Raw genomic sequence first — 22,843 nt, 5'->3', positions numbered from 1 at the left:
GGGGGCGGGAGGTGGTCATGCCCCTTGGAGTGGTGCAGTGATCATGTACCAACGGTCATGCGGTGGGCGGTGCTGACTCCGAACGCGTGGTGTCGGTCAGTCGTACATGACCAGGCCGGTGCCGGTCAGGCAGTCGTCGACCAGGTCCGGACGGTACTGGATCTGCTTGAGCCTGCGCTTGACGGCGCGAGTGATCTGGCCGAGGTCGGCTGCGGCGAGGTTGTCGATGTCACGTTTGACCAGTGACCAGATGCCTTCTTGGGGTTCAAGCCCGTTGCGTAACTGGGAAGTTGGAAGACGGTGAGCCAGTCCGCGTGGTCGGCGATGAATCGGCGCATCGCCTCGACCAGGTGCATGCGCAGGTTGTCCCAGACCAGCACGATCGGGCCGCCGAGCTGGATGTGCGCTCTGACCGGCAGGTCGCACAGGTCGCGCCCGCCGATGCCCTTCGGCTCGCCCTTGCGGTCCCGGTACTCGCGGACCGAGTAGAACGTCCGGGACCGCTTCCCCGGCTTGTAGCAGGTCGACCCGGCTATGGGCACCCGGCCCGAGCCCCGGCCACGGACCCGGACCACTGGCGTTGAGCCCTTGCGTCCCCAGCTTCTCGCTCGCGGCGGCGTCATCGACTGCCCGGCTTCGTCCTCGAAGAGGATCCAGCCGTCACATGCCGCCGCAGTGCTCTTGCCCGCGGCCAGGTCTCCTTCTTCCGTACCTCGACCGCCGCGTCGTCACGCTCGATCGACCGCCGAGCCGGCTGCTGCCAGGACCAGCCGTGCCGCTTCAGCAGCAGCCACGTGCCCTCCACGGTGTAGCTCACGTGGAACAGCCGGCCGATCAGCGTCTTGATCCGGGCCAGTGTCCACCGCTGGTCGGCCCAGCCGTGGACCAGCGGCCCACGCTCCAGTTCCCGTTCCAGCCTCGCGATCTGTGCTTCGCCGAGCCTCGGCCGCCCCGGCGATCCCTTCGACAGGACCCCCGCTTCACCGCGCTCGCGCCACGGACGGCGCCACCGTTCCACGGACCGCTCACTGACCCGCAGCGTCGCGGCGATGTCCCTGTTCTTCTGCCCGCCTCGGAAGCGTGTCACGGCCTGCAGTCGGACCCGCTCCCTCGCGGCCCTTCCGACGTCGGTCAACCCGCCGCCCTGCGCGTATCTCACAGTTCAGGGCTACCGGAACGGACCGACCACCGTCAGGCGAACGGTCCGACATCGCCCAATCAAGTTCAGTAGCGGCAGTCGTCGGCGTTGGTCACCGTTGAGCGCCCTTCCACGGCAGAGGAAGCTGACGTCGTCTTCATCACTCCTCGATCGGGAGGTAATACAGCTGACCGGTGAAGGCGGTGTCGTACATGTCCCAGCCACTGGCGACCTTCAACCCGCCTTCACCGGCCGTCCATTTGATGTCACCCTCCCCCTGCCACCCGCGGTAGGCGTACCACTGCAGATCGCCATTCGGCTTGATGCCATAGATGTGACCCTCATAGCCACCGAAGACGCTGTTGTAGATGTCCCAGCCGCCGCTGATCTTCAACCCCTCACCGGCGGTCCAGCGGGCGGTGCCGTCGCTCCATCCGTCGTGGTGGTACCAGTACATATCACCGTTCGGCTTAATGCCGAAGATCGCGCCCGCCTCGCCGCAGAAGACGGTGTCGTATATGCCCCAGCCTTCGCCGATCTTGTTCCCGCCGGCACCGGCGATCCAGTCGGCGGTGCCTTCCTCCCATCCTTCGTGGAGGTACCAGTGCAGGTCACCGTTCGGCTTGATGCCGTAGATCACGCTGTCTCCGCCGTAGAAGACGGTGTCGTACATGTCCCAGCCTTCGCCGATCTGGTTCCCGCCGCTACCGGCGGTCCAGAGGACGGCGCCGTTCTCCCGCCCGTCGTGGCGGTACCAGTGCATATCGCCGTTCGGCTTGATGCCGTAGATCGCGCCCCTGCGGCCGCCGAAGACGGTGTCGTACATATCCCAGCCGTCGCCGATCCTGTACCCGCCGGCACCGCCGAACCAGTCGGCGGTGCCTTCCTCCCATCCGTCGTGGCCGTACCAGTGCAGGTCACCGTTCGACTTGATGCCGTACAGGGGAAGGACGGGGTTGTAATGCATCTTATGGATGCCTTCCTGGAAAATCGGGCTGAACTCTCATTCGATGGCCCCGGCCTCGAATATTCCGCCAGGTGAGCAGCCTTCCTGCGCGCGGAAGCAAGCCATAGGAGGAAAGCGTGCCACACCTCAAGTCGTGGCGGCTGTCGCCCCGGATTGAGGAAAGCCCGAAAAGCATAACTATGCACGTAAGAGGTTACGTATCTCAGGTCGGCGTGCCCCGACCTCACTGCAGTCCGTTAACGATGAAGTTCATGCACCGCTTTGCCGGTGATCCGGTGATCCGGTGATCAGGCGTGGTGTTCACGCTCGAACTGATCGCATGGGTCTTGTTGAATTTCACCGTAGGACACACGCCGGTATGACGCGCGCACCGGACCCGGCGACTGTCCTTATCTACCCTGTGAGGGCCTACTTCGCCTTTCTTGTAATGCTCTGCCCGTCGGGCGCGGTTCGCAAATCGAACACGATCACCCCAGTCACGAAGCGTGCCGCCAGCCGTGAAAAGTCGCGGACGCCGGCGGACCGTCAACGCAGATGACAGGCACGGCATCCCAAGTGCAAGGTGCATCCAAAACTCCGCGACCGAGGCGCAAAGTACTTTCACTTCATGTCGCTGACTCCTGACAGTGAAGTCCGCAGCCGCGACGGACTGGTCTCCTTCGTGCAAGAGGTGCATCGGGACTGTCTCTGCAATGGGAATGAATGGGAGAACCAGACCCTTACGAGTTGGTGCGTGATAGCGGGTGGGACATGTCTGCCCTGTTCAGTGCCGTCTTCAAGCGATGATGTTGCGGTCGGAGACGAGGGTGGCGATGGCATGGGAGGTGGCAGAAAGGTTCTCTCCGCGGGGGTCCAGCGCGTCGGTTGTTTCCCGTGTTCGTGGTCGGCGAGGGCGTGTTCGACGGTGATCCGTTGTGAGGAGTGCTCGTGTCGCCGGCGTTCGTTGTGTTCGAGGAAGAGAAGTGTTGCGCCCGGCCGTAGCTTGCGCGGCTGGGTGAGAGCCTTGCCGCGACGGTCTCTGTTCTGGCCGAGGTAGCCGTCGTCGAGGAGGACCTGGACCAGGTCGAAGGTAGGGAAGCGCCTGGCGATGCCGGCCGTGCGGGCGGCGGTGGCGTCCAGCCGCAACCGGACCCTTTCGGCCTGGACGTAGGCGAAGACGTCTTCCAGGGGCCGCGGTCGCAGCCCGGGCCGCTCCGGGACGGCACATCCTCTCCCGGCCAACAGGCGGCGCACCTCACCGACCGCCCGGGTCCTGGTGGAGCGGTCCACTTCGTCAAGGAGGGCCAGGACCGCGTGCGGGAGGCCGTGACGCAGGTGGATGAGCGTGGCGACAAGCCGGTTCACGAACACCAGCCGATGGCGGGCACCCGCTCCCGCCGCCCGCTTCCTGGCCCCGCCTCGAGCCTGGTGCAGGCGGCCTCCGTCCCCGGCCACCCATGGCAGGGCCAACTCCCCGACCAGCGGCGACAGATGAGTCCTCGAGACACCTGTGAACAACGGATGCGCCAGGACCGAACGATCCACCATGCCTTTCACCGGCAGGGCATGCCCACCCGCTGTCACGCACCAACTCGTAAGAGAACGGGTGGCATGGCAGACGCTGTGCCACCCGTTCTCGCTGCGGGCTGTGCGACATCGAGCAGGCGCATGCCAGCCCGCCCGGCACACTGCGTGACGAACACAGTGGCGGTTCCGGCTTCTGCCAGGCCGTGCAGGGGAGTGGAGCCGCAGGCGGGGCAGTCAGCCGTTCACTCCCCAGCGTCGCGCATTCTCCTCAGATTCTCCCCAGGGCTCCGGGGCGCCGTCAGTCGGGGCTGATTTCGTCGCCCCCCACCTGGATCGGCTCCGGCGGTAGCGGTGAGGGCGCCGGCCCGGATCTCACGCTGCCGTCTGGCATGTCGAACCTGCTCTGGTGGCATGGGCAGACGATGACTCCGCCCTTCACCCCGCTCACGGCGCAGTCCGCGTGGGTGCACTTCGAGAAGATCTTCCTGCGGAACGGCGGCCTGAAGGTCACGCACGCCCTCGTCTGTGCCCTGCTCGGCTTCTTCTTCGCCGGCACCGGCATGGCCCCCATCATCCACAACGGCGTCGCCGCCACCGCCGACGTGGTCTCCAGCCTCAGACCGTGATCGTTTCAGTGTCGTGAACTGCCCATGAAACACAGGGCACTTCCATGTACATTTCACGGACTCGGTCCTAGCGTCGGCCGCCGGCGCGACACCCGTCAGGACCCGAGGAGCCGCTTTGACCACCCCACCGCCCCGCAGACGAGCACGCGCGCTCGCGCTGGTCGCCGCGCTCGCGGCGACCCTTCTGGCGGGCGCCGCGCCCGTCGCCCAGGCCGAGGAGATCCCCCTCGCCCCCGGCCACCGCCTCGTCGATCACTACGAGGGCGCCCCCGCCACCGCGCGGCCCGTGCCCGGTGAGGGCCCCGCCCAGCACCCGTACCTCGCCCCCAACGGCCGCAGCGGCATGCACGCCGACGGCGCCGGCAGCGGCACCTACCCCTGGTCCGGGCCGCTCGGGCGCGACCCGCGGGTCACCAGCGAGAAGATCGCCGCCCTCGGCGGCGAGTGCGCCACCGTCACCTTCGACGCCGCCGGCCGCCTCGTCACCGTCTGCGGCACCTTCAGCGGCTTCCTCCTGAAGCTGCTCGATCCCCGCACCCTAGCCACCCTCGCCGAGTACAAGCTGCCGCAGCGCTCCTCCACCGTCGAGGCCGTCACCCGCCTCGACTTCGAGAAGATCTTCAAGGACACCTCCGGCGGCGCCTACTTCTACCTCGACGACCGGGACCGGGTCGTCCTCGCCGACTCCCGGCAGCACGTCCTGCGCATCGCCCACCGTCAGAAGACCGACGGTTCCTGGGAGTTCGCCGTCGAGAACGACTGGGACCTCACCTCTCTCGTGCCGCACGACTGCGTCACCTGGACCAACCTCTTCCCCAGCGGCGTCTGCGACCCCGTCACCTCCGTCATGCCGGACTGGGACGGCCGCATCTGGTGGGTGACCCGCCTCGGCCGCGTCGGCACCGTCGACCCCGCGACGGGCGCCCTGCGCGCGATCCGGCTCGACGGCGAGGAGATCCAGAACTCCTTCTCCGTCGCCGAGGACGGCGTCTCCATCGTCACCGACCACGCCCTGTACGCCTTCCGCGCCGACGCCGACGGCGTCCCCCGCGTCCAGTGGCGCGAGACGTACGACCGGGGGACCGGCACCAAGCCCGGCTCGGTGAACCAGGGCTCGGGCACCACCCCCGACCTCTTCGGCACCGGAGACCAGTACGTCGCCATCACCGACAACGCCGACGACCGGATGAACGTCCTCGTCTACCGCCGGGGCGCCGACGTGCCCGCAGCCGAGCGGCTCGTCTGCAAGGTGCCCGTCTTCGGCTCCGGCGCCTCCACCACCGACAACTCCCTGATCAGCTGGGGCGACAGCCTCGTCGTCGAGAACAACTACGGCTACGAGAACCCCGGTACGCTCCTCCTCGGCCGCAGCGTCGTCGGCGGCGCGACCCGGATCGACGTCCGCGCCGACGGCAGCGGCTGCGACACCGTCTGGGAGAGCGACGTCCGCTCGCCCTCCACGGTCCCGAAGCTCTCCACCGCCAACGGACTGCTCTACTTCTACGAGAAGCGCCCCAACGCCTGGGGGATCGACGCCTGGTACCTCACGGCCGTCGACTTCCGCACCGGGCAGCGCGCCTTCTCGCGCTTCACCGGCACCGGGCTCGCCTACGACAACAACTGGGCGCCGATCACCATCGGCCCCGACGGCACCGCGTACGTGGGGGTCTTCAACGGGATCGTCGCCGTCCGCGACGGCGCCTGACGCACGGCGGCGCGGCGCCCGTGGCGCCGCGCCGCACCGTTCACTCGAACTCGGGCATGTCGCCGACGGTCGTCTTCTCGTCGATCACCGCGAACGCGGCGCCCTGCGGGTCCACGATCGCCGCGAACCGGCCGAACGGGCTGTCCATCGGCCCGAAGACCTTCTTCCCGCCGAGGGCCACGGCCCGGTCGACGGCCAGGTCGCAGTTGTCGACGGCGAAGTAGATCTGGATGTACGAGGGGATCTCCGGCGGGAAATCCTCACCCGACATCACCATCCGGCCGAGCACCGGCTGCGGGCCGCCGAGGTCGAAGACCCGGTAGTCCATGTGCTCGTCCTTGATCTTCTTGGAGTTGTAGCCGAAGACCTCGGTGAAGAAGGCGTCGGACTTCGCCGGCTCCCGGGTGAAGATCTCGGCCCAGGCGTACGAGCCGGGCTCGCCCTCCCGCTCGAAGCCCTCGTGCTCGCCCCCCTGCCAGACGCCGAACGCGACGCCCGACGGATCCCGCGCGATGCACATCGAGCCGAAGTCGCCGACCCGCATCGGCTCCATCAGGACGGTGCCGCCCGCGGCCCGGATCTTCTCCGCCGTGGCGGCGACGTCGTCCGAGGCGAGGTACAGACACCAGGCCGACGCCGGTTCTCCGTCCTGTCCCGGCATCGGCGGGACCACGGCCGCGACGGCCTTGTCGTCCTTGTACGCCTGCGTGTAGTTGCCGTATTCAGTGGAGGCTTCGCCGAAGCTCCAGCCGAGCACATCGCCGTAGAACGTCTTCGCGCCCTCGACGTCGGTGTACATCGCGTCGGTCCAGACCGGTGTGCCTTCAGGTCGTGCGGCCATGACGGTGACTCCCACTTCCGATTCGATTTCCGATTCGATTTGCGATTCGACGACGTGTTCCTCCGGCCACGCTAGCCACGCTCGCCGGGGCCTGCGCGGTGACGCACCGCACCGGCGCGGCCTCAGTCGGGCAGTCGGCCCAGGGCGTAGCGGTGGAAGGGACCGCCGGGGATCGCGAGTCCCGGCCGCCACATCCGCAGCACCTGCGCCGACGGCAGGAACAGGGCCTCCGGCAGGTCGTCCGGGTCCCTCCACTCCCAGCGCTCGATCTTGTCCGGCTCCGCCACCGACGGCACCCCCCGGAAGCCGCGCACGGCCGTCGCCGCGGTCATCCGCGTCAGCTGCGCCGAGGTGACGGAGTCCAGGATCAGCCCGAGGACCTCCACGTCGGCGGCGTCCGCCGCCAGCGTCGTCTCCTCGGCCAGCTCGCGGACGGCGGCGGCCTCGATCGACTCGCCCGGCTCGACCATGCCGCCCGGCAGCTCCCACACCCCGGAGCGGTGCAGGCCGAGCAGGACGCGGCCGGAATCGTCGGTCACCACGACCCCCGCGCCGAGCGAGGCCCGGGCGGGCGGCGGCTGGACGTTGCGGGCGGCGGTGGCGGCGTGCTCTGCGGTCGTCATGAGACCTGTCTATCAGCCGCCTCTGACAGTCGCCCCTGGCGCGTAACAAAAACGGCGAACCTCTTGAAATGGGCGAAAAAGGGAGGACACTCGTTCTTACACCGGACAACCGGAGAGAGCCGCACCCGCCGACGGAGACGTCCGAAGGCCCGCGTGACTCCCCACCAGTATCTGGCCAGGCCCCCGGCGGGGCCCATCGGGCACGGAGTGGCCGGCGACGGCCGACGCCCACGTGCACCGATCAGGACCGCCGGGGACTGTCATGCCCGGCCCCCCGAGGCCTCCGGCGGCACCACCGCCACCGGACAGTGCGCGTGGTGCAGCACGGCGTGGGCCACGGAACCGAGGAGCAGCGAGCCGAAGCGGTGCCGGTGATGCCGCCCCACCACCACGAGACCCGCGTCCCGAGACCCGTCCACGAGCCGCCCCGCCGCGTCCCCCGGCACCACCACCGGGACCACCTCCACCCCCGGCCACCGCGCCGCGAACGGCCGCAGCCGCTCCTCCTGCTCCCGCTCCACCTCGCGCACCAGTTCCTCCGTCTCCGCGACCTCGTCCGGGACGGGCGGCGGCGGCACCTGGAGGGCGGGGGAAGGCGCCGCGAGGACCGCGCCCTGCGGCAGGGGCAGCCGGAACGCCGTCACCGCCTCCAGCGGCACGCCCCGGTGGTGAGCCGTCTCGAAGGCGAAGCCCACCGCCTCGTCCGGAGTCTCCTCGGCGTGCAGGCCCAGCAGCACCCGCCCCGCCTCCGCCCCGTCCGTGAGCGCGGCGGCGCGCGCCTCGTGCGGGACGACCACCAGCGGGCAGGGCGCCGTCATGGCCAGCGTCCGGCTGGTCGAGCCCAGGAGCAGACTCGCGAAGCCGCCGTGCCCCCGGGAGCCGGTCACGAGCAGCCGCGCCCCCCGCGCCGCCGCCGGCAGGGCGTCCGTCACGGACCCGTCCAGCGAGTCGTACCGCACCGGCACGCGGTGCCCCCGCTCCTCGACCACCGTCCGTACGGCACGCGCGACGGTGTCGGGCAGCTCCGGCGCCGTGCCCAGGGAGGCGATACGTGCGGCGCCGAGCTGGAGCGCCTCCGAGCGCACATGGGCCACCACCAGCGGCGCGCCCATGCCCTCCGCGGCGCTCAGCGCCCACTCCAGGGCCCGGAGACTGTGCTCGGACCCGTCCACGCCGACGACGACCGGCGGCTCGTACGCGGTGCTGGTGTCACTCATGAGGGAATGCCTCCCTCACCCGCGGAAACGCCACGCCGGTCCGTACCGAGGGGCTTCGGTACGGACCGGCGTGGCGTTTCCGCGGGGTGGGAGATCAGGCGCTCTGCTGCCGGCGCGCCCGCTCCTCGTTGCGCTCCTTGATGCGGACGGCCTCCTTGCGGACCTCCGCCTGGGTGGCCTGCTCCTTCTGGAGCCACTCCGGGGACTCCTCCCTGAGCGCCTGGATCTGCTCGGTGGTCAGCGGCTCGGTGATGCCGCCGCGCGCGAGACCGGCGATGGAGACGCCCAGTCGCGCCGCGACCACCGGACGGGGGTGCGGACCGTTCTTGCGCAGCTCCTGGAGCCAGGCCGGCGGATTGGCCTGGAGCTCGTTCAGCTCGGTGCGCGAGACGACACCCTCCTGGAACTCTGCGGGGGTGGCCTCGAGGTACACACCCAGCTTCTTCGCCGCGGTCGCGGGCTTCATCGTCTGGGTGTTCTGGTGCGACGTCATGGTGTCAAGGGTATCGAGCATGCGGGCGAGCTCCGACCACAGCGGCTACCGGTAACCTGGCGGGGTGACAGGCACGGACGCTTCCTCCTCTTCCCCCGCTTCTCCCTCCGCCTCCTTCCGGCTCGCCTACGTGCCGGGAGCGACCCCCGCGAAGTGGGTGCGGATCTGGAACGAGCGCCTGCCCGACGTACCCCTGACGCTCCTCTCCGTGACCCCGGCCGAGGCCTTCGGCGCGCTCCGGGAGGGCGCCGCGGACGCGGGCCTCGTCCGGCTGCCCGTCGACCGGGACGACCTCAGCGCGATCCCGCTCTACACGGAGACGACGGTCGTCGTCGTCCCCAAGGACCACCTGTTCGCGGCCGTGGAGGAGGTGTCGGCCGAGGACCTCGCCGACGAGCTCGTCCTGCACCCCCTCGACGACACCCTCGGCTGGGAGCGGCCGCCCGGCCGCCCGGCCATGGAGCGCCCGGCGACCACGGCCGACGCGATCGAACTGGTCGCCGCGGGCGTCGGCGTACTCGCCGTCCCGCAGTCGCTGGCCCGGCTGCACCACCGCAAGGACCTCACCTACCGGACCCTCGTCGGCGTCCCGCAGTCGCGGGTGGCCCTGTCGTGGCCGGCGGCGGAGGAGGCGCCCGACCTGGTGGAGGAGTTCATCGGCATCGTGCGCGGCCGCACGGTGAACAGCACCCGGGGCCGCCGCGCCGAGGAGAAGAAGGGCCAGAAGCAGCCCAAGCCGCAGAAGGCCGCCAAGCCCGCGAGGACGACCGGGAAGCCGGGCGGAGGCTCCCGCACCGCCGGCCGCCCCTCGGCGTCCCGCAAGGGCGGCGGAGGCGCCGGCCGGAGCGGGAAGCCGCGCCGCGGCCGCGGCTGAACGTCCGGTCACGCCCGAACCGTCCGTCACGGCTGAGCTGTCCGTCGCGCCTGAAGCGTCCGTCGCGGCGGCCCGTCCGCCACGTCCGAACCGCCTGTGCGGCGAAGGCGCGTCACGCCCGAACCGTCCGTCACGCCCGTACGGCAGACGCCCGTCGCGCCCGAACCGCCCGTACGGCGGACGCCCGTCGCGCCCGGGCCGTCCGTACGGCGGACGGTCGGTGCCGCTGCCTCCGGCACCTCGGCATACTGACCCCTCCTGATCACCGAGATCATCCAGGAGGAGCTTTGGCCGCCAGTTTCAGGACCGTCGTCGAGGTGGCACCGGACCACCTCGCGCAGGCCCGGTCCATCGACCGGGTGTTCCAGGAGGCGATCGCCCCGGCGACCGTCAACTTCGACTTCGAGGCCATCCACCGGGCGGCCTCGGCCGTCCCGGACAGCGACGTGGTGAAGATGGTCCGGGGCTGGGGGCTCCAGGAGCACGCCCCCGTCCTCGTCATGGTCCTCTCCCTCAAGGAGGCCGTCCGCCAGGCGCTGCCGCCGGAGTGCGCGGAGGCCGGCTTCTGGGCCACGGTCGAGCGGGAGCTCGTCCAGGCCTTCACCGGGCTCGCCGCGCAGCAGGGGCAGCCCGGACTCTCCTTCTACGAGGAGTCCGGGGGCCGCACCCGCTTCTACCGGGACCTGTTCTTCGCCCTCCAGGACGAGGAGACCGGGGACCACATGTACGCCCTGGCCTTCTGCGTCGACGTGACCGTCGAGCTGCCGAAGGCCGAGACCCTCGCGCTCGACCTGACCGACGTCGTGCCCTTCGCGGTACGGCTCAACGCGATCGTGCTCCGCCAGGCGCTGGGCGCCCCGGTCTCCGTCTGACCCGGACGCCCCGCTCCGCACCGGCCCGCCGTCCCGGGCCGGCTCCCGTGGAGGGGCCGTTCAGCCCGACCGGCGCACGCGCCTGCCCCGCGCCGCCGCGACGAGCTCCGGCACCGTGGCCAGCTTGACCCGCGGCCGTCCCGCGTCCCGGCCCCGCGCCCGCTCGGCCCGGTCGATGGAGGCGAGCCCGCGCGCGTCGACGAGCCCCCGCCCGCTGCGGCTCCGCGCGAGACGGCGGAACTCCTGGGAGGTGCCCGTCGGCTTCGGCAGCGCCCCGGCCACCGCGTCCGCGAGCAGCGTCCCCACCGTCTCCTCCGCACAGGCCCGGTTGGCTCCGATGCCCCCGGAGGGCCCGCGCTTGATCCAGCCGACGACATAGCTGCCGGGCAGCCCCACGACCCGGCCGGCCTCGTGCGGCACGGTGCCGGTCTCCTCGTCGAACGGCAGCCCCGCGAGCGGTACGCCCCGGTAGCCGATGGCCCGGACGAGGAGCCCCGCCCCGATCTCCGTACCGGACGGCTCGCCGGCCTCCGTCACCCGGACCGCCCGCACGCCGTCGGTGCCGAGGGCCTCGACCGGGGCGGAGTGGAAGCGCAGCACGATCCGGCGCCGGTCCCGCGCCGGGGCCCGCGTCCAGTCCACCGCCTCCCGGGCCACGCCCTTCAGGAGCGCGGCCTTCGCGCCGGGCGCGGCCGCGTCGATCGCCGCGCCGGTGCGCGGGTCGTGGTCGTCGACGACCAGGTCGACCCCGGGCAGGTGCTTCAGGGCGAGCAGTTCGGAGGTGGTGTACGCGGCGTGCTCGGGGCCCCGGCGGCCCAGGAGCACCACCTCGCGGACCCGCGCGTCCCGCAGGGCGGCCAGCGCGTGGTCGGCGATGTCCGTACGGGCGAGGGCCTCGGGGTCCGTGACGAGGACGCGGGCGACGTCGAGCGCCACGTTGCCGTTGCCGACCACGACGACCCGCTCGGCGGAGAGCCGGACGGCGTCCGCGCCGGTCTCCGGGTGCGCGTTGTACCAGGAGACGACGGAGGTCGCCGAGACGCTGCCCGGCAGGTCCTCGCCGGGGATGCCGAGCCGCCGGTCGGAGGGCGCGCCCACCGCGTAGACCACCGCGTCGTGGTGCGCGGCGAGTTCCTCGGGGGTGACGTCCGTGCCGATCGCGACGCCGAGCCGCATGCGGACCCGGGGGTGGGAGTGGAAGCGGGCGAAGGTCTCCCCGGCTCCCTTGGTGGCCGGGTGGTCCGGTGCCACGCCGTACCGGACGAGACCGCCGGCGACCGGCAGCCGGTCGATCAGCGTCACCTCGGCGTTGGTGTGCAGGAGGAGGTCCTCGGCGGCGTACATGCCGGCCGGTCCCGTGCCGACGATCGCGACGCGGATCGGGGCGAAGTCGGCGGGGATCGAGCGGTCGAAGGCCGGCTCGCCCCAGCGGTGGAAGGTCGGGGAGGCGAGGACCGGGGCGGGCTCGCGCTCCGCGTAGTAGGCGGCGTTGATCCCCTCGTACTCCCGCAGCCGCTCGGTGAGCCGGTCGGCCGGGAAGATCGCGTCCACGGGGCAGGCGTCGGCGCAGGCCCCGCAGTCGATGCAGCTCTTCGGGTCGATGTAGAGCATCTCCGTGGTGCCGAAGTCCGGCTCGTCCGGCGTCGGGTGGATGCAGTTGACCGGGCAGACGGCGACACAGGTGGCGTCGTTGCAGCAGGTCTGGGTGATGGCGTAGGTCATGTCGTCGGCTCAGCTCGGATCCGGGGGAGGGGGTCAGATGAGGTTCGCGCGCTTGTAGAAGAAGAGCGCGGGCCGGGTCAGCAGGCGGGCCGAGGCCAGGAACTCCATGAGGCCGGCGCAACTGGCGCGCATCTGCGCCTTGTAGTGCTCGTTGGCGGCGGCCTCGCGCCGGGCGCGCACCGGGTCGAGGCCGGCCTTCGCGTAGACGTCGGGGCTGACCAGGCTGGTGACGATGTAGTACGCGGCGATGGCGACGACCAGGGCGTGGAAGTTGCGGCGGGCCCGGCCGGCACGGGCCAGGCGGCGGCGCGTCTCGTCCCGGGCGAACTTCATGTGCCGGGACTCCTCGACGACGTGGATGTTGTTGATCGTGCGGACGAAGGGGACGACCCGCTCGTCGCGCATCCAGTCGCGCTGCATGACGTCGAGGACCTCCTCGGCGACGAGGATGCCGGCGTAGGCGGCCTCGCCGAAGCCGACGGTCTTGAAGGCCCTGCCGAGTTCGAGCACCGCCCGCCTGGGCCGGTAGGCGGGGGCGCCGAGCTTCTGGGCGCCCCGGGCGAACATGATGGAGTGGCGGCACTCGTCGGCGATCTCGGTGAGGGCCCACTGGAACCGGGGATCGGTGGGGTCCTTGGCGTACATGTCGCGCAGCACCATCTGCTGGAGGATCATCTCGAACCAGATGCCGGTGCTGGCCACCGAGGCGGACTCCTGGCGGGTCAGCTCCTTGCGCTGCTCCTCGGTCATCTCGTTCCAGTAGGCGGTCCCGTAGAGGCTGTTCCATTCCGGGCTCTGGCCGTGGAAGTCCTTGTCGAGGGGGGTGTCCCAGTCGACCTCGGCGGCGGGGTCGTAGGAGAGCTTCGCGGCCGACAGGAGCAGCCGCGCGGCGACGTCGTGGTCTTCGTTGTCGGGACGGGCGGTGCTGCTGGCCATGGTGCGGCTCCTCGGGGTCGCTCGGCGGCTCGGACTCTTGTTAGACGTCGCGTCTAGCAAGCTTGTTAGACGGAACGTATAGCAAGGGCCCGGGGGAGGCCTACCCCTCGGTGCGGACTTTCTTTCCCTGGGAGTTACCGCGGGTACGCGAACGGGGCCGGAACCCTCGCGGCTCCGGCCCCGTTCCCGGGTCGGTATGTACGGGAAGATCCGGTTGTGTCCTAGAAGGTCAGGTTCCAGGCGTCGATCCGGCCCGTGTCCGCGCTCGCGTTGTCGCTGACGCGGAGCTTCCAGACGCCGTTCGCCACCTCGGAGGAGGCGTTGACGGTGTACGTCTGGACGATGTTGTCGGTGCCGCTGCCGGTCCGGTTGTGCAGGTTGTAGACCGAGCCGTCGGGGGCGATCAGGTCGACCTTGAGGTCACCGATGTAGGTGTGTTTGATGTCCACGCCCACCTTGAGGGTCGCCGGCGCGTTGCCGGTGACGCCGCTGACCGTGAGGGGGCTCTCGACCGTGGAGTTGTCCGCGATCGCGTAGTCCGTGAGGTTCTCGAAGTACTTCCCGGCCGGCGGCGGGGTCGAGCCGCCGACGGCCTTCAGCGCGTCCACCCGGCCCTCGCCGAAGAAGCTGTTCTTCGCCGTGGTGCCGGTGCAGCGGGCGTCGGCCGGGCAGGCCAGGTCGGTGGCCTGCTCGCCGAGCTTCGCGCGGATGTCCGCCGGGGTGTACGCCGGGTTGGCGCTGGCCAGCAGCGCGGCCACGCCCGCCACGTGCGGGGAGGCCATCGAAGTGCCGCTCAGCGAGGCGTACTTGCCGCCGGGGACGGTGCTGTAGACGGACTCGCCGGGGGCCGAGACCTCGATGATGTCACGGCCGTAGTTGGAGAACGAGGCCTTGGAGGTGCCGCTGGTGCCGTTCGCCGCGACGGTGACGACGCCCGGCAGCTCGGCCGGGATGTCGAGGCAGTCGTTGGTGAGGGTCCGGTTCACCGGCGTCGAGTCGTTCGGGCTCGTCGAGTCGGTGGTCTTGTTGGCCAGGTCGACGTTGGAGTTGCCGGCCGCCGCGACCTGGAGGGAGCCCTTGCTCTCGGCGTACGCCTGGGCGCGGCCCACGCCCTCCAGGATGGCCGCCTGGTCGAGGTCGTTCGGGCAGTTGAACTGCCACGGGTCGGTGTAGTAGCTGTTGTTGGTGACCTTGAAGCCGTGGTCACCGGCCCACACCAGGCCGCAGACGGTGTTCTCGGCGAAGAACAGCGTGGTGCCGGGCTCGGCGACGCGCACCGAGGAGATCTTCACGCCCGGCGCGACGCCGATGGCGCCCTTGCCGTTCTTGGCGGCCGCGATCGTGCCGGCCACGTGGGTGCCGTGCTCGTCGACGTCGCGCCAGGCGCCGGCGCGGGTGTCCGGCTTGCCGTACGCGCAGGAGACCGAGTCGGCGGCGTTGAAGTTCGGCGCCAGGTCCTGGTGCTGGTCGTCCACGCCGGTGTCCAGGATGCCGACCTTGACCGTGGCGGAGCCCGGGTTGACGGCCCAGGCCTGGTCGGCCTTGATCTGGGTCATGTCCGAGCGGACCGGCTCCGTCGTGGGGGCGGCGGCCTGCGCCGGGTTGGCCGGGAGCGCCGGGTTGTAGGCGTCGGCGGGGACGTCGGAGGTACGGGTCGCGCCGACCTTCTGGACGCCGGAGACGCCGCGCATCGTGGCGGCGAAGGAGGCGGAGGTCGAGTGCGCGACGATCACGCCGATCGCGTCGTACGAGGCGAAGACCGAACCGCCGTTGCTCGCGACGGCGGCACGGACGGCGGTGGTGTCACCCGGGGTCGTGATGACCAGGTAGGCACGGGTGCCGGCGGCCCAGGCGGCGGGCGCCGCGGCGATCGCGGGGGCGGCGGCGGGGCCGGCCGCGCGGGACCCGAGGGGCTCGTTGTCCAGCGGGGCGGCCTGCGCGAGGCCGGCGGTCGTGCCGAGCGCCAGGGTCGTGCCGAGCGCGAGGGCCGAGAGTCTCATCCGGCCGGATATGTGGGAAAACAATGCGTCCTCCGATGACCCGGTGGAGCGGATGGCGCCGACCGGGCCCTGTGATGTGTGGGGTGGACGCAAGATCGCAGACAAACGGGGCGGAAGGAAGCCTTCTGTCCGACAAGCCCGTTCGTGTAACAGAATCTTGACTTGAGCATGGCGACAAGGGGGCGATTTTCCCGTCCTTCGCCCCCTCGCCGGGTCTTGCTACCTCAGGTACGGGCCGGCCGTGCCGATCCTGCCGGGGCCGTTCAGGACGTACACCCGGAGGTTGCCCTTGCCGGGCGCGGCGACCGGGAGGGTGCCGTTCGTGACGGTGCGGACGTCGCCGGTGACCGCGTCGGTGTACGTGCCGTTCGGGACGCCGGAGAAGGTGGCGCCGCCCGAGACCGTGACGAGCGCGAAGCTGTCCGTCGAGCCGCTCGTGTAGCGGCGCTTGAACGCCATGCCGCCCGAGACGCCCTCGGTGGAGTACTGGCCCGTCTGCAGCGCGGGGATCGCCCGCCGGATCTGGTTGAGCCGCTGCACGTGCCGGACCAGGGGCTGCTGGAGCGTGGTCGCGACGGCGCCGGAGGCCGAGGAGACCTGGGAGAAGTCGGAGGCCGTGACGGAGCCGGCGAGGTGGTCGCCGTAGTAGGCGCGGCCGGTGGTCGACAGCGGACAGGTCGGCCCGCAGTCGATCTTCTTCCCCTTCTGGAACTCGATCTCCGAGCCGTAGTAGAGCGTGGGGATGCCGCGGAAGGTCCACATCAGGGACATGTTCTCGGCCCAGGCGTCGGTGCCGCCCGCGTACCGCTCGGAGGACTTGTTCGGGCCGTAGTCGTGGCTGTCGACGTAGACGACGTTGTAAGTGGCGTCGTTGTAACTGTCGTCCGAGTCCTTGCCGTTGGAGAAGGCGTTCTGCGCGTCGCCGAAGTTCATGTGCATGCGCATGTCGATGACGTTCATGCCGGAGAAGCGGCTGTGGTCGGGGGCGTGGTAGCTGTTCCCGTTCAGGAAGGCGTTCGTGGACGTGGGCTGGTTGCCGGTGCCCTGCTGCTGCTCGTAGTCGTACATCTCCAGCGCCGCCTCGGCGTCGTCGGGGTCGTACTCCTTCCGCTCCTTCCAGGTGTAGAACTGCGCCGAGTGGTTCACCGAGCCGCGGTTCCACTTGTCGTTGACGAAGGCCGCGACCTCGCCGAAGACGAAGAAGTTCTGCGCGGCCTCGGCCCCGTGACGCTGGGCGACCCGCTCCTGGACGGCGGGCAGGAAGCGGCGGTTCCAGGTGGTGCGCGGGATGTGCACGGCCGTGTCCACGCGGAATCCGTCGACGCCCATGTCGATGTACTTGGCGTAGGCGCCGATCAGGTAGTTCTGGACGGCCGGGTTCTCGGTGTTCAGGTCCGCCAGGTCCTCGTGCAGCCAGCAGGAACGCGAGTCCTCGCCCTCCCAGTTGCCGATCCAGCACTGGTGGTAGAGCTCCTTCGGGAACATGCCCGAGGTGGGGCTCGGCCACTGGCAGTTGTAGACCGTGTAGCCCTCGGCGCTCTTCCCGCCGGTCGGCTTCCCCCAGTTCACGCAGGTGTTCCCGGCGGGCTCGGCCGTCGACCACAGGTCGCCGTTGTAGTACGACTTGCCGGTCTTCGCGTCGATGGTCAGGCCGTCGTACTCGAAGCCGGGCTGCCTCTCGTCGTAGTACCAGCTCCACTGGCTGTCCCGCACGCCGTAGACGGTCGGGACGAAGAGGCCCTTGGCGCCCCAGCGGGAGGAGTGGTTGTAGACGACGTCCTGGTAGATCTTCATGCCCTTGGCGTGCGCGGCGTCGATGAGGTCCTGGTAGGAGGCACCGGCGGACTCCAGGCGCGGGTCGACCCGGTAGAAGTCCCAGCCGTGGTAGCCGTGGTAGTCGTAGTCCGAGCGGTTGAGGACCACGGGGGTGACCCAGATCGCCGAGAACCCGAGGCCCTTGACGTAGTCCAGCTTCTGGATGAGGCCCTTGAAGTCGCCCCGGAACATGGGGTCGCCGTTCGCCGCGTTGCCCGATTTCACGTGCTGGCTGCCGCCCCGGTTGTTGGACGGGTCGCCGTCGTTGAACCGGGCGGTGAGGACGAAGTAGATCGGGTCCTTGCGCGGGTCGGTGCCGAGCGGCTTGCCGGTCGCGGGCGTGGCCGGCCTGTCGCCGGTGGTGGCGGTCGCGGCGGCGGAGGCGGCGGAGACGTTCCCGGCGGCGTCCACGGCCCTCACCGTGTAGGTGTACGTGGTCCGTTCGGCGAGGCCGGTGTCGGAGTGCACGGTGGAGCCGACGTCGGTCACGACCGTGCCGCCGCTGCCGCCGGTCCGGGTGACCTGGTACGTGGTGACGCCGCGGTCGTCGGTCGAGGGGTCCCAGGCGAGCAGTACGGAGACGCCGTCGGCGGCGGCGGTCACCCGGGTCGGGGCCGTCGGGGCGCGGGTGTCGGGCGGGGTGGCGGCGCAGGGGTCGGCCGCGTTCGGCGTCACCACCCGGTTCCGGACCGTGGAGACGCCCGCGCCGAGGGCGTAGTCGGCGCCGCCGTTGTTGTCCCAGGTGCCGTTGCCGTTGTTGAAGGCGGCCTTGAGGGAGGCGGCCGTCCCGAGGTCGATCTCCCGCTTCCACCAGCCGGTGCAGGCGGCCTGCATGCCGACGCCGGGGACGGCGGTCCAGGCGCCGCCCGCGGGCTGGTAGTGGATGTTGGCGGTGGACCAGCCGAGCGTCTCGGTGGAGTAGTAGACCGTCGCCTTCGCGGCGGGCGCGGGCGTGGTGTCCGCGCAGGGGTCGGAGTGCGCGACGACCCCGTCCTTGACAGTGATGTTCCCGGTCCCCAGGGCATAGTTCGCGCCGCCGTTGTTGTCCCAGGTGCCGCTGCCGTCGTTGAAGGCGGCCTGGAGCCCGGCGGCGGTGCCGAGGCTGACGGTCTTCTTCACCCAGTCCGTACAGGCGGGTTCCATGGCGACGCCGGGCACCGTGGTCCAGGAGCCGCCGTCGGGGGCGTAGTGCAGGTGGTGGGCGGCCCAGTTCTTCGTCCTGGTCCAGTAGTGGACCGTCACGGTGTTCTCCGCGACGGCCGCGGCGGGGACGGTGCGGGGCGCGGGGGTGTCGGGCGGGGCGGCGAGCAGGCCGAGCAGGCCGGCGGCCACGGCCAGGACGGCCACCGGGCGCGCCGGCAGCGGGAGGCGGATGCGGCTCATCGGATTCTCCAGACGGAGGCGCGTTCCGTACGGGCCGGTGGGAGGAGCGGGGATCGGCACCGTTGGAAATACAGTCGGAAAGTTTCTGAAACTCATTGCGTCGGCGGGAAGTTACCGCCGCCGGGACCCGCGGGTAAAGACTTCTGACCGAAGTGGCGCCTACGCTCGGCGCGGTCGCCCGTGTGATCGACGCCGAGAGGTTCCGATGAAGCTGCCCGCGCCCCTGCACGTGCTGAACGAGGGGCTGGCGTTCCTGCTCGAACTCGCCGCCCTGGCCGTACTGGCCCGGTGGGGGTGGGAGAGCGCGGAGAACGCGGCGCTCCGGCTGCTGCTCGCGGTCGCCGCGCCCGCCGTCGCGGCCGTGGTGTGGGGGCTGTTCGCCGCCCCCAGGGCGCGGATCCCGGTGCCGCTCCCGGGAGTTCTGCTCGTGAAGGCCCTGGTGTTCGGCGCGGCGGCGGCCGCGCTCCAGGCCCTCGACCGGCCGGTGTGGGCCCTCTCCTTCGCCGCCGTGGCGCTCGTCAACACCGCCTTGGGGACAGCGGACCGGCGGGCCGCGATGCGGCAAGAGACCCCCTAGGGACGCGGCCAGGGGCGGCCTTCGAGCCGCTCGATGTCCCGGTTAAAGCGTTCGAGGTAGGCGGCGAAGCGGGCCACGTCCTCGGGGGACCACTCCTCCAGCACCCGCTCCAGGCCCTCCACGTTCGAGGCCCGGTCGGCGTCCAGGCGGCGCTCGCCCTCCTCTGTGATGCGGAACTTGCGGGCGATGCCGCCCTCCGGGTCCGGGATGCGCTCCACGACCCCGGCGCGCAGCATCGCGGCGGTCTGCCGGTTGAGGGTGGAGGCGTCGAGGCCGAAGGCCTCGCTGAGCTGTCCGATGGACATCGGCCCGTGCATCCGGATGCGGGTGAGGAGGACGTACGCGCTGCGGTCGAGGTGGCCGCCGGCCGCTCGTGAGCGGGGCCCGTACAGGTGGGCGTGCCGTCCCAGCAGCATGCTCTCGAACTCGACCAGGTGGGTGGGCTTGTCCATGAGGGCCATTCTCCCCTGTCCCGAGAAGATGTGCATCATGCACAGCTTGTGTATGCAGCAATTGATGTGCATGATGCATATAACTGATCCCGAAAACCGAAGAAAGCACGAGGGAGAACCCGTGGACGGCTCCAAGCCCGAGGCCCGCCCCGGCGGCGTCGTCGGCGTCCTCGCCCTGGCCGGCATCGTCGCCGCGCTCATGCAGACCCTGGTGGTGCCCCTCATCAGCGACCTCCCCGGGCTGCTCGGCACCACCGCCTCCGACGCCTCCTGGGTGATCACCGCCACCCTCCTCGCCGGAGCCGTGGCAACCCCCGTGGCCGGCCGGCTCGGCGACACCCTCGGCAAGCGGCGCGTCCTGCTCGCCTCCGTGATCCCGCTCGTCGCCGGCTCGGTCGTCTGCGCGCTCGCCTCCTCCGTCGTCCCCATGATCGTCGGACGCGGACTCCAGGGCCTCGGCATGGGCGTCGTCCCCCTCGGGATCAGCCTGCTCCGCGACATCCTGCCGCCCGAGAGGCTCGGCGGCTCCATCGCCCTGATGAGCGCCTCCATGGGCGTCGGCGGCGCCCTCGGCCTGCCCTTCTCCGCCGCCGTCGCCGAGAACGCCAGCTGGCGCGTGCTCTTCTGGGTCGCCGCCGGACTGAGCGCCCTGGTCGGCGCCCTGATCTGGCGCGTCGTCCCCGCCGGACGGCGCGCCGCGGCCCCCGGCCGCTTCGACCTGCCGGGCGCCCTCGGCCTCGGCGTCGGGCTCGTCGCCCTGCTGCTCGCCGTCTCCAAGGGCGCGACCTGGGGCTGGGGGAGCGGCACCACCCTCGGCCTGTTCGCCGTCGCGGTCGTCGTCCTGCTCGCCTGGGGCGCCTGGGAGCTGCGTACCGCCGACCCGCTCGTCGACCTGCGCGTCACCGCCCGCCCGGTCGTCCTGATGACCAACGCGGCGTCGGTCCTCGTCGGCTTCGCCATGTACGCGCAGTCGCTGGTCGTCCCCCAGCTGTTCCAGCTGCCCGAGGCGACCGGGTACGGCCTCGGCCAGTCGATGATGGCCATGGGGCTCTGGATGGCCCCGGCGGGCCTCATGATGATGATCCTGGCGCCCCTCGGCGCCAAGCTCTCCGCCGCCCGCGGCCCCAAGGTCACGCTCTCGGTCGGCGCGCTCGTCATCTCCGCCGGGTACGGCTCCTCCCTCGCCCTGATGGGTTCCACCTGGGGCCTGCTCACCGTGACCCTCATCTGCAACACCGGCGTCGGGCTCGCCTACGGGGCCATGCCGGCGCTCATCATGGGCGCGGTGCCGCAGGAGGAGACCGCCTCCGCCAACAGCTTCAACACGCTGATGCGCTCCATCGGCACCTCCGTCTCGGCCGCCGTCATCGGCGTCGTCCTCGCCCAGCTGACCACCACCCTCGGCGGTCACGTGCTGCCCTCCGAGGACGGCTTCCGGGTCGCGATGCTGATCGGCTGCGGCGTCGGCCTCGTGGCGGCGGTCGTCGCCGCGCTGATCCCCGCGAGGCTTGCCGCGCCGGCCGCCGGCGACGACCGGGACGCCGAGCCCGGAACCGGCCCGCGCCCCGCCCCGCGGGCCACGGCCGCCTGACGGCGGCGCGGACCGGGGCGCGCCGCCGCGGAGCACGTGGGGACGGCCCGCGGCGGCGCACCCCCGACCGGCGGGCGGCCCGCGCAGGGCGCCCGCCGCCCCGCGAGGGCCCCGCCGGCCACGGACACGCGCCACCCGGCGGGGCCCTCGCCACAGGCGGCGGGGCGCGGATCCAGGTGCCCCCGGTGCGCCGCCCTGCCGCTCCCCTCAGCCCCCGACCGCCCTGAAACCCGCTCTCTTGTACGTGCGCATCAGCAGCGCCGTCTCCGTCGACGTCACGCCCTCCAGGCGGGCGAAGACCCGGGTCGTGAACTCCTGGAAGTCGCGGGTGTCCCGGTGGCTGGAGTACCCGAGCAGGCTCGTCCCGCCGCTCGTCACCACCAGGTGTCGCACCGCCGACTCCCGCGCGAGCAGGCGGATCGCCGGGTCGAGCTCCCGGTGCGGCACCCCCAGCCGGAACCGCGCCTCCACCGGATAGCCCAGGACCGCCGGGTCGGCGTGCAGCCGCAGGTGCAGCACGTGCGAGGCCGTCAGCCGGGCCAGGCGCCGCCGGGCCGTCGTCTCGCCGACGCTCAGCCCCCGGGCGAGCCGGGTCGTCGACATGCGGGCGTCGCGCCGGAGCAGCTCGACGAGCCGCCGGTCGAGCCCGTCCACGACCGGCGGCTCCGGGAGCGGGGTGCCCTCCATCGCGTGCCGCCGCACGTCCGTCGGCTCGTCGTCGTACGGTGCCCAGTCGCTGGCCGTGAGCAGCAGCCGGAGCACCACCGCGGAGTGGATGTCCACGACCCCGTCGAGCCGGCCGATCACCGTGTCCACCAGGGTGAGCAGCGCGTCGTGACCGGCCGCCTGGAGCTCGACGAACACGTCGAGCGCCCCCGTGGCGACCTCCACCGAGCGCGTCTCGTCCAGGGCGGCGAGCGTCAGCGCCACCTCGTGGACGCGGCCCGGCGCGCACCGTACGGCGATCTCCGCCGTCACCCCCTCGTACTGGTACTCGGGGATCAGCGCCGCCACGAACGCCACCCGCCCGTCGGCGGTCATCCGCTCCAGGCGGCGCGCGACGGTCCGCTCGTGCGCGCCGACGGCCGCCGCCACCTCGGCGAACGGCGCGCGGGGGTCGCGGTGCAGGACCTTCAGGATTCCGTGGTCCAGCGCGTCCAGGTCGCCGGCCGGGCCGGAACCACCGGCCCCGCCGCTCCGGGCGCCACCGCCGTGCCATGGACCTCGCTCCGCCACCATTCCGCTCCCTCTCCTCTTCCCGGTCGCACGCCCGCACACCGGCCGGAAGGGCGCCCCGCGCGCCTGCCGGAAGGCACCCCGCGGGCCTGCCAGGAGGTGCTTCGAGGCCACCCGGAGGCGCCTCAGGGCCAGCCGGAGGCGTCCCGCGCCCGCCGGAGACGTCCCGGGGCTCCGCCGGAAGGCCCCGGGCTCCGCCGGAGGGTGCCCCGCGCCCGCCCGAAGGCCCCGGGTCCCGCCGGGAGGCGTCCCGGGCCCGCCCGAAGGCG

Annotated in this window: 20 protein-coding genes and 1 pseudogene; 6 read left to right on the top strand and 15 right to left on the bottom strand. The window is 71.5% G+C overall.

The genetic code is table 11. The features are described from left to right. Positions 1-125 precede the first annotated feature (125 nt). The 5 genes and pseudogenes from ACIGW4_RS02505 to ACIGW4_RS02485 form a co-directional block, all read right to left on the bottom strand. Complete coding sequence (locus tag ACIGW4_RS02505; protein ID WP_399577977.1) at positions 126-623, bottom strand: transposase; 498 nt, start codon at positions 621-623, stop codon at positions 126-128. Further along, positions 620-1,159, bottom strand: coding sequence for a winged helix-turn-helix domain-containing protein (locus ACIGW4_RS02500; protein WP_399577974.1), 540 nt, complete (start codon positions 1,157-1,159; stop codon positions 620-622). Before ACIGW4_RS02500 ends, ACIGW4_RS02505 begins: the two co-directional genes overlap by 4 nt. 139 nt (positions 1,160-1,298) lie before the next feature. Continuing rightward, complete coding sequence (locus tag ACIGW4_RS02495; protein ID WP_399577971.1) at positions 1,299-2,105, bottom strand: tachylectin-related carbohydrate-binding protein; 807 nt, start codon at positions 2,103-2,105, stop codon at positions 1,299-1,301. Between the two features lie 775 nt (positions 2,106-2,880). Then, positions 2,881-3,632, bottom strand: a pseudogene (locus ACIGW4_RS02490) (transposase family protein). A 277-nt stretch (positions 3,633-3,909) separates the two neighbouring features. Next, a complete protein-coding gene (locus ACIGW4_RS02485; protein ID WP_399577967.1) occupies positions 3,910-4,050 on the bottom strand; it encodes a Rieske 2Fe-2S domain-containing protein in 141 nt (46 codons plus the stop codon). Here ACIGW4_RS02485 and ACIGW4_RS02480 point away from each other — a divergent pair. Together ACIGW4_RS02480 and ACIGW4_RS02475 are read left to right on the top strand one after the other, a co-directional pair. Next, positions 4,034-4,237: a hypothetical protein gene (locus ACIGW4_RS02480; protein ID WP_359591164.1), complete on the top strand. Its 204-nt coding sequence runs from the start codon at positions 4,034-4,036 to the stop codon at positions 4,235-4,237. The two genes, ACIGW4_RS02485 and ACIGW4_RS02480, sit on opposite strands and share 17 nt — an antisense overlap. A 115-nt stretch (positions 4,238-4,352) precedes the next feature. Continuing rightward, positions 4,353-5,942 (top strand): hypothetical protein, encoded by a 1,590-nt coding sequence (locus ACIGW4_RS02475; protein WP_399577964.1) that lies wholly within the window; start codon positions 4,353-4,355, stop codon positions 5,940-5,942. A gap of 40 nt (positions 5,943-5,982) precedes the next feature. Here the strand turns inward: ACIGW4_RS02475 and ACIGW4_RS02470 are convergent, their stop codons facing one another. From ACIGW4_RS02470 to ACIGW4_RS02455, 4 genes are all read right to left on the bottom strand, one after another. Beyond that, positions 5,983-6,783, bottom strand: a complete 801-nt coding sequence (locus ACIGW4_RS02470) for a VOC family protein (protein ID WP_123457663.1) — start codon at positions 6,781-6,783, stop codon at positions 5,983-5,985. 122 nt (positions 6,784-6,905) lie between these two features. Beyond that, positions 6,906-7,406, bottom strand: coding sequence for an NUDIX hydrolase (locus tag ACIGW4_RS02465; RefSeq protein ID WP_399577961.1), 501 nt, complete (start codon positions 7,404-7,406; stop codon positions 6,906-6,908). Positions 7,407-7,666: 260 nt separating this feature from the next. After that, the gene (locus tag ACIGW4_RS02460; protein WP_399577958.1) at positions 7,667-8,623 is read right to left on the bottom strand and encodes a universal stress protein; all 957 of its coding nucleotides are present in this window, start codon (positions 8,621-8,623) and stop codon (positions 7,667-7,669) included. A 94-nt stretch (positions 8,624-8,717) separates the two neighbouring features. Next, entirely contained in the window at positions 8,718-9,116 is a 399-nt protein-coding gene (locus ACIGW4_RS02455; protein WP_399577955.1) for a DUF5997 family protein, read from the bottom strand. Between the two features lie 64 nt (positions 9,117-9,180). Here ACIGW4_RS02455 and ACIGW4_RS02450 point away from each other — a divergent pair, with 64 nt between their 5' ends. Beyond that, positions 9,181-9,990, top strand: a complete 810-nt coding sequence (locus ACIGW4_RS02450; protein ID WP_399577952.1) for a LysR family transcriptional regulator substrate-binding protein — start codon at positions 9,181-9,183, stop codon at positions 9,988-9,990. Between the two features lie 287 nt (positions 9,991-10,277). Further along, positions 10,278-10,862, top strand: coding sequence for a Type-2Aa cytolytic delta-endotoxin (locus ACIGW4_RS02445; RefSeq protein ID WP_123456964.1), 585 nt, complete (start codon positions 10,278-10,280; stop codon positions 10,860-10,862). A 60-nt stretch (positions 10,863-10,922) separates the two neighbouring features. Here ACIGW4_RS02445 and ACIGW4_RS02440 read toward each other — a convergent pair whose 3' ends face one another. The 4 genes from ACIGW4_RS02440 to ACIGW4_RS02425 form a co-directional block, all read right to left on the bottom strand. Then, positions 10,923-12,584, bottom strand: coding sequence for an FAD-dependent oxidoreductase (locus ACIGW4_RS02440; RefSeq protein ID WP_123456965.1), 1,662 nt, complete (start codon positions 12,582-12,584; stop codon positions 10,923-10,925). Between the two features lie 33 nt (positions 12,585-12,617). Then, positions 12,618-13,520, bottom strand: a complete 903-nt coding sequence (locus ACIGW4_RS02435; protein WP_123456966.1) for a diiron oxygenase — start codon at positions 13,518-13,520, stop codon at positions 12,618-12,620. Positions 13,521-13,741: 221 nt separating this feature from the next. Further along, complete coding sequence (locus ACIGW4_RS02430) at positions 13,742-15,520, bottom strand: S8 family serine peptidase (protein WP_359591150.1); 1,779 nt, start codon at positions 15,518-15,520, stop codon at positions 13,742-13,744. A gap of 219 nt (positions 15,521-15,739) precedes the next feature. Next, a complete protein-coding gene (locus tag ACIGW4_RS02425; RefSeq protein ID WP_399577947.1) occupies positions 15,740-18,718 on the bottom strand; it encodes a carbohydrate binding domain-containing protein in 2,979 nt (992 codons plus the stop codon). A 205-nt stretch (positions 18,719-18,923) separates the two neighbouring features. Between ACIGW4_RS02425 and ACIGW4_RS02420 the strand changes: the two genes are divergently transcribed. Continuing rightward, positions 18,924-19,295 carry a YrdB family protein gene (locus tag ACIGW4_RS02420; RefSeq protein ID WP_399577944.1) on the top strand — a complete coding sequence of 124 codons (372 nt, stop codon included), beginning with the start codon at positions 18,924-18,926 and terminating at the stop codon, positions 19,293-19,295. On the opposite strand, the gene ACIGW4_RS02415 is transcribed toward ACIGW4_RS02420, so the two are convergent. Then, complete coding sequence (locus ACIGW4_RS02415) at positions 19,292-19,747, bottom strand: MarR family winged helix-turn-helix transcriptional regulator (protein WP_123457665.1); 456 nt, start codon at positions 19,745-19,747, stop codon at positions 19,292-19,294. The two genes, ACIGW4_RS02420 and ACIGW4_RS02415, sit on opposite strands and share 4 nt — an antisense overlap. A 121-nt stretch (positions 19,748-19,868) precedes the next feature. On the opposite strand from ACIGW4_RS02415, the gene ACIGW4_RS02410 reads away from it, so the two are divergent. Next, on the top strand, positions 19,869-21,338 hold the full coding sequence (locus ACIGW4_RS02410; RefSeq protein ID WP_399577941.1) for an MFS transporter: 1,470 nt from the start codon (positions 19,869-19,871) through the stop codon (positions 21,336-21,338). Positions 21,339-21,545: 207 nt separating this feature from the next. Here ACIGW4_RS02410 and ACIGW4_RS02405 read toward each other — a convergent pair whose 3' ends face one another. After that, positions 21,546-22,577, bottom strand: coding sequence for an Lrp/AsnC family transcriptional regulator (locus tag ACIGW4_RS02405; RefSeq protein ID WP_398706590.1), 1,032 nt, complete (start codon positions 22,575-22,577; stop codon positions 21,546-21,548). Positions 22,578-22,843 lie beyond the last annotated feature (266 nt).

The sequence above is a fragment of the Streptomyces sp. NPDC053513 genome (genome assembly GCF_044544765.1).
Lineage (GTDB): Bacteria > Actinomycetota > Actinomycetes > Streptomycetales > Streptomycetaceae > Streptomyces > Streptomyces litmocidini.
Note: the sequence above shows the minus strand (reverse complement) of the source record. Positions and strands in the feature narration are given on the sequence as shown.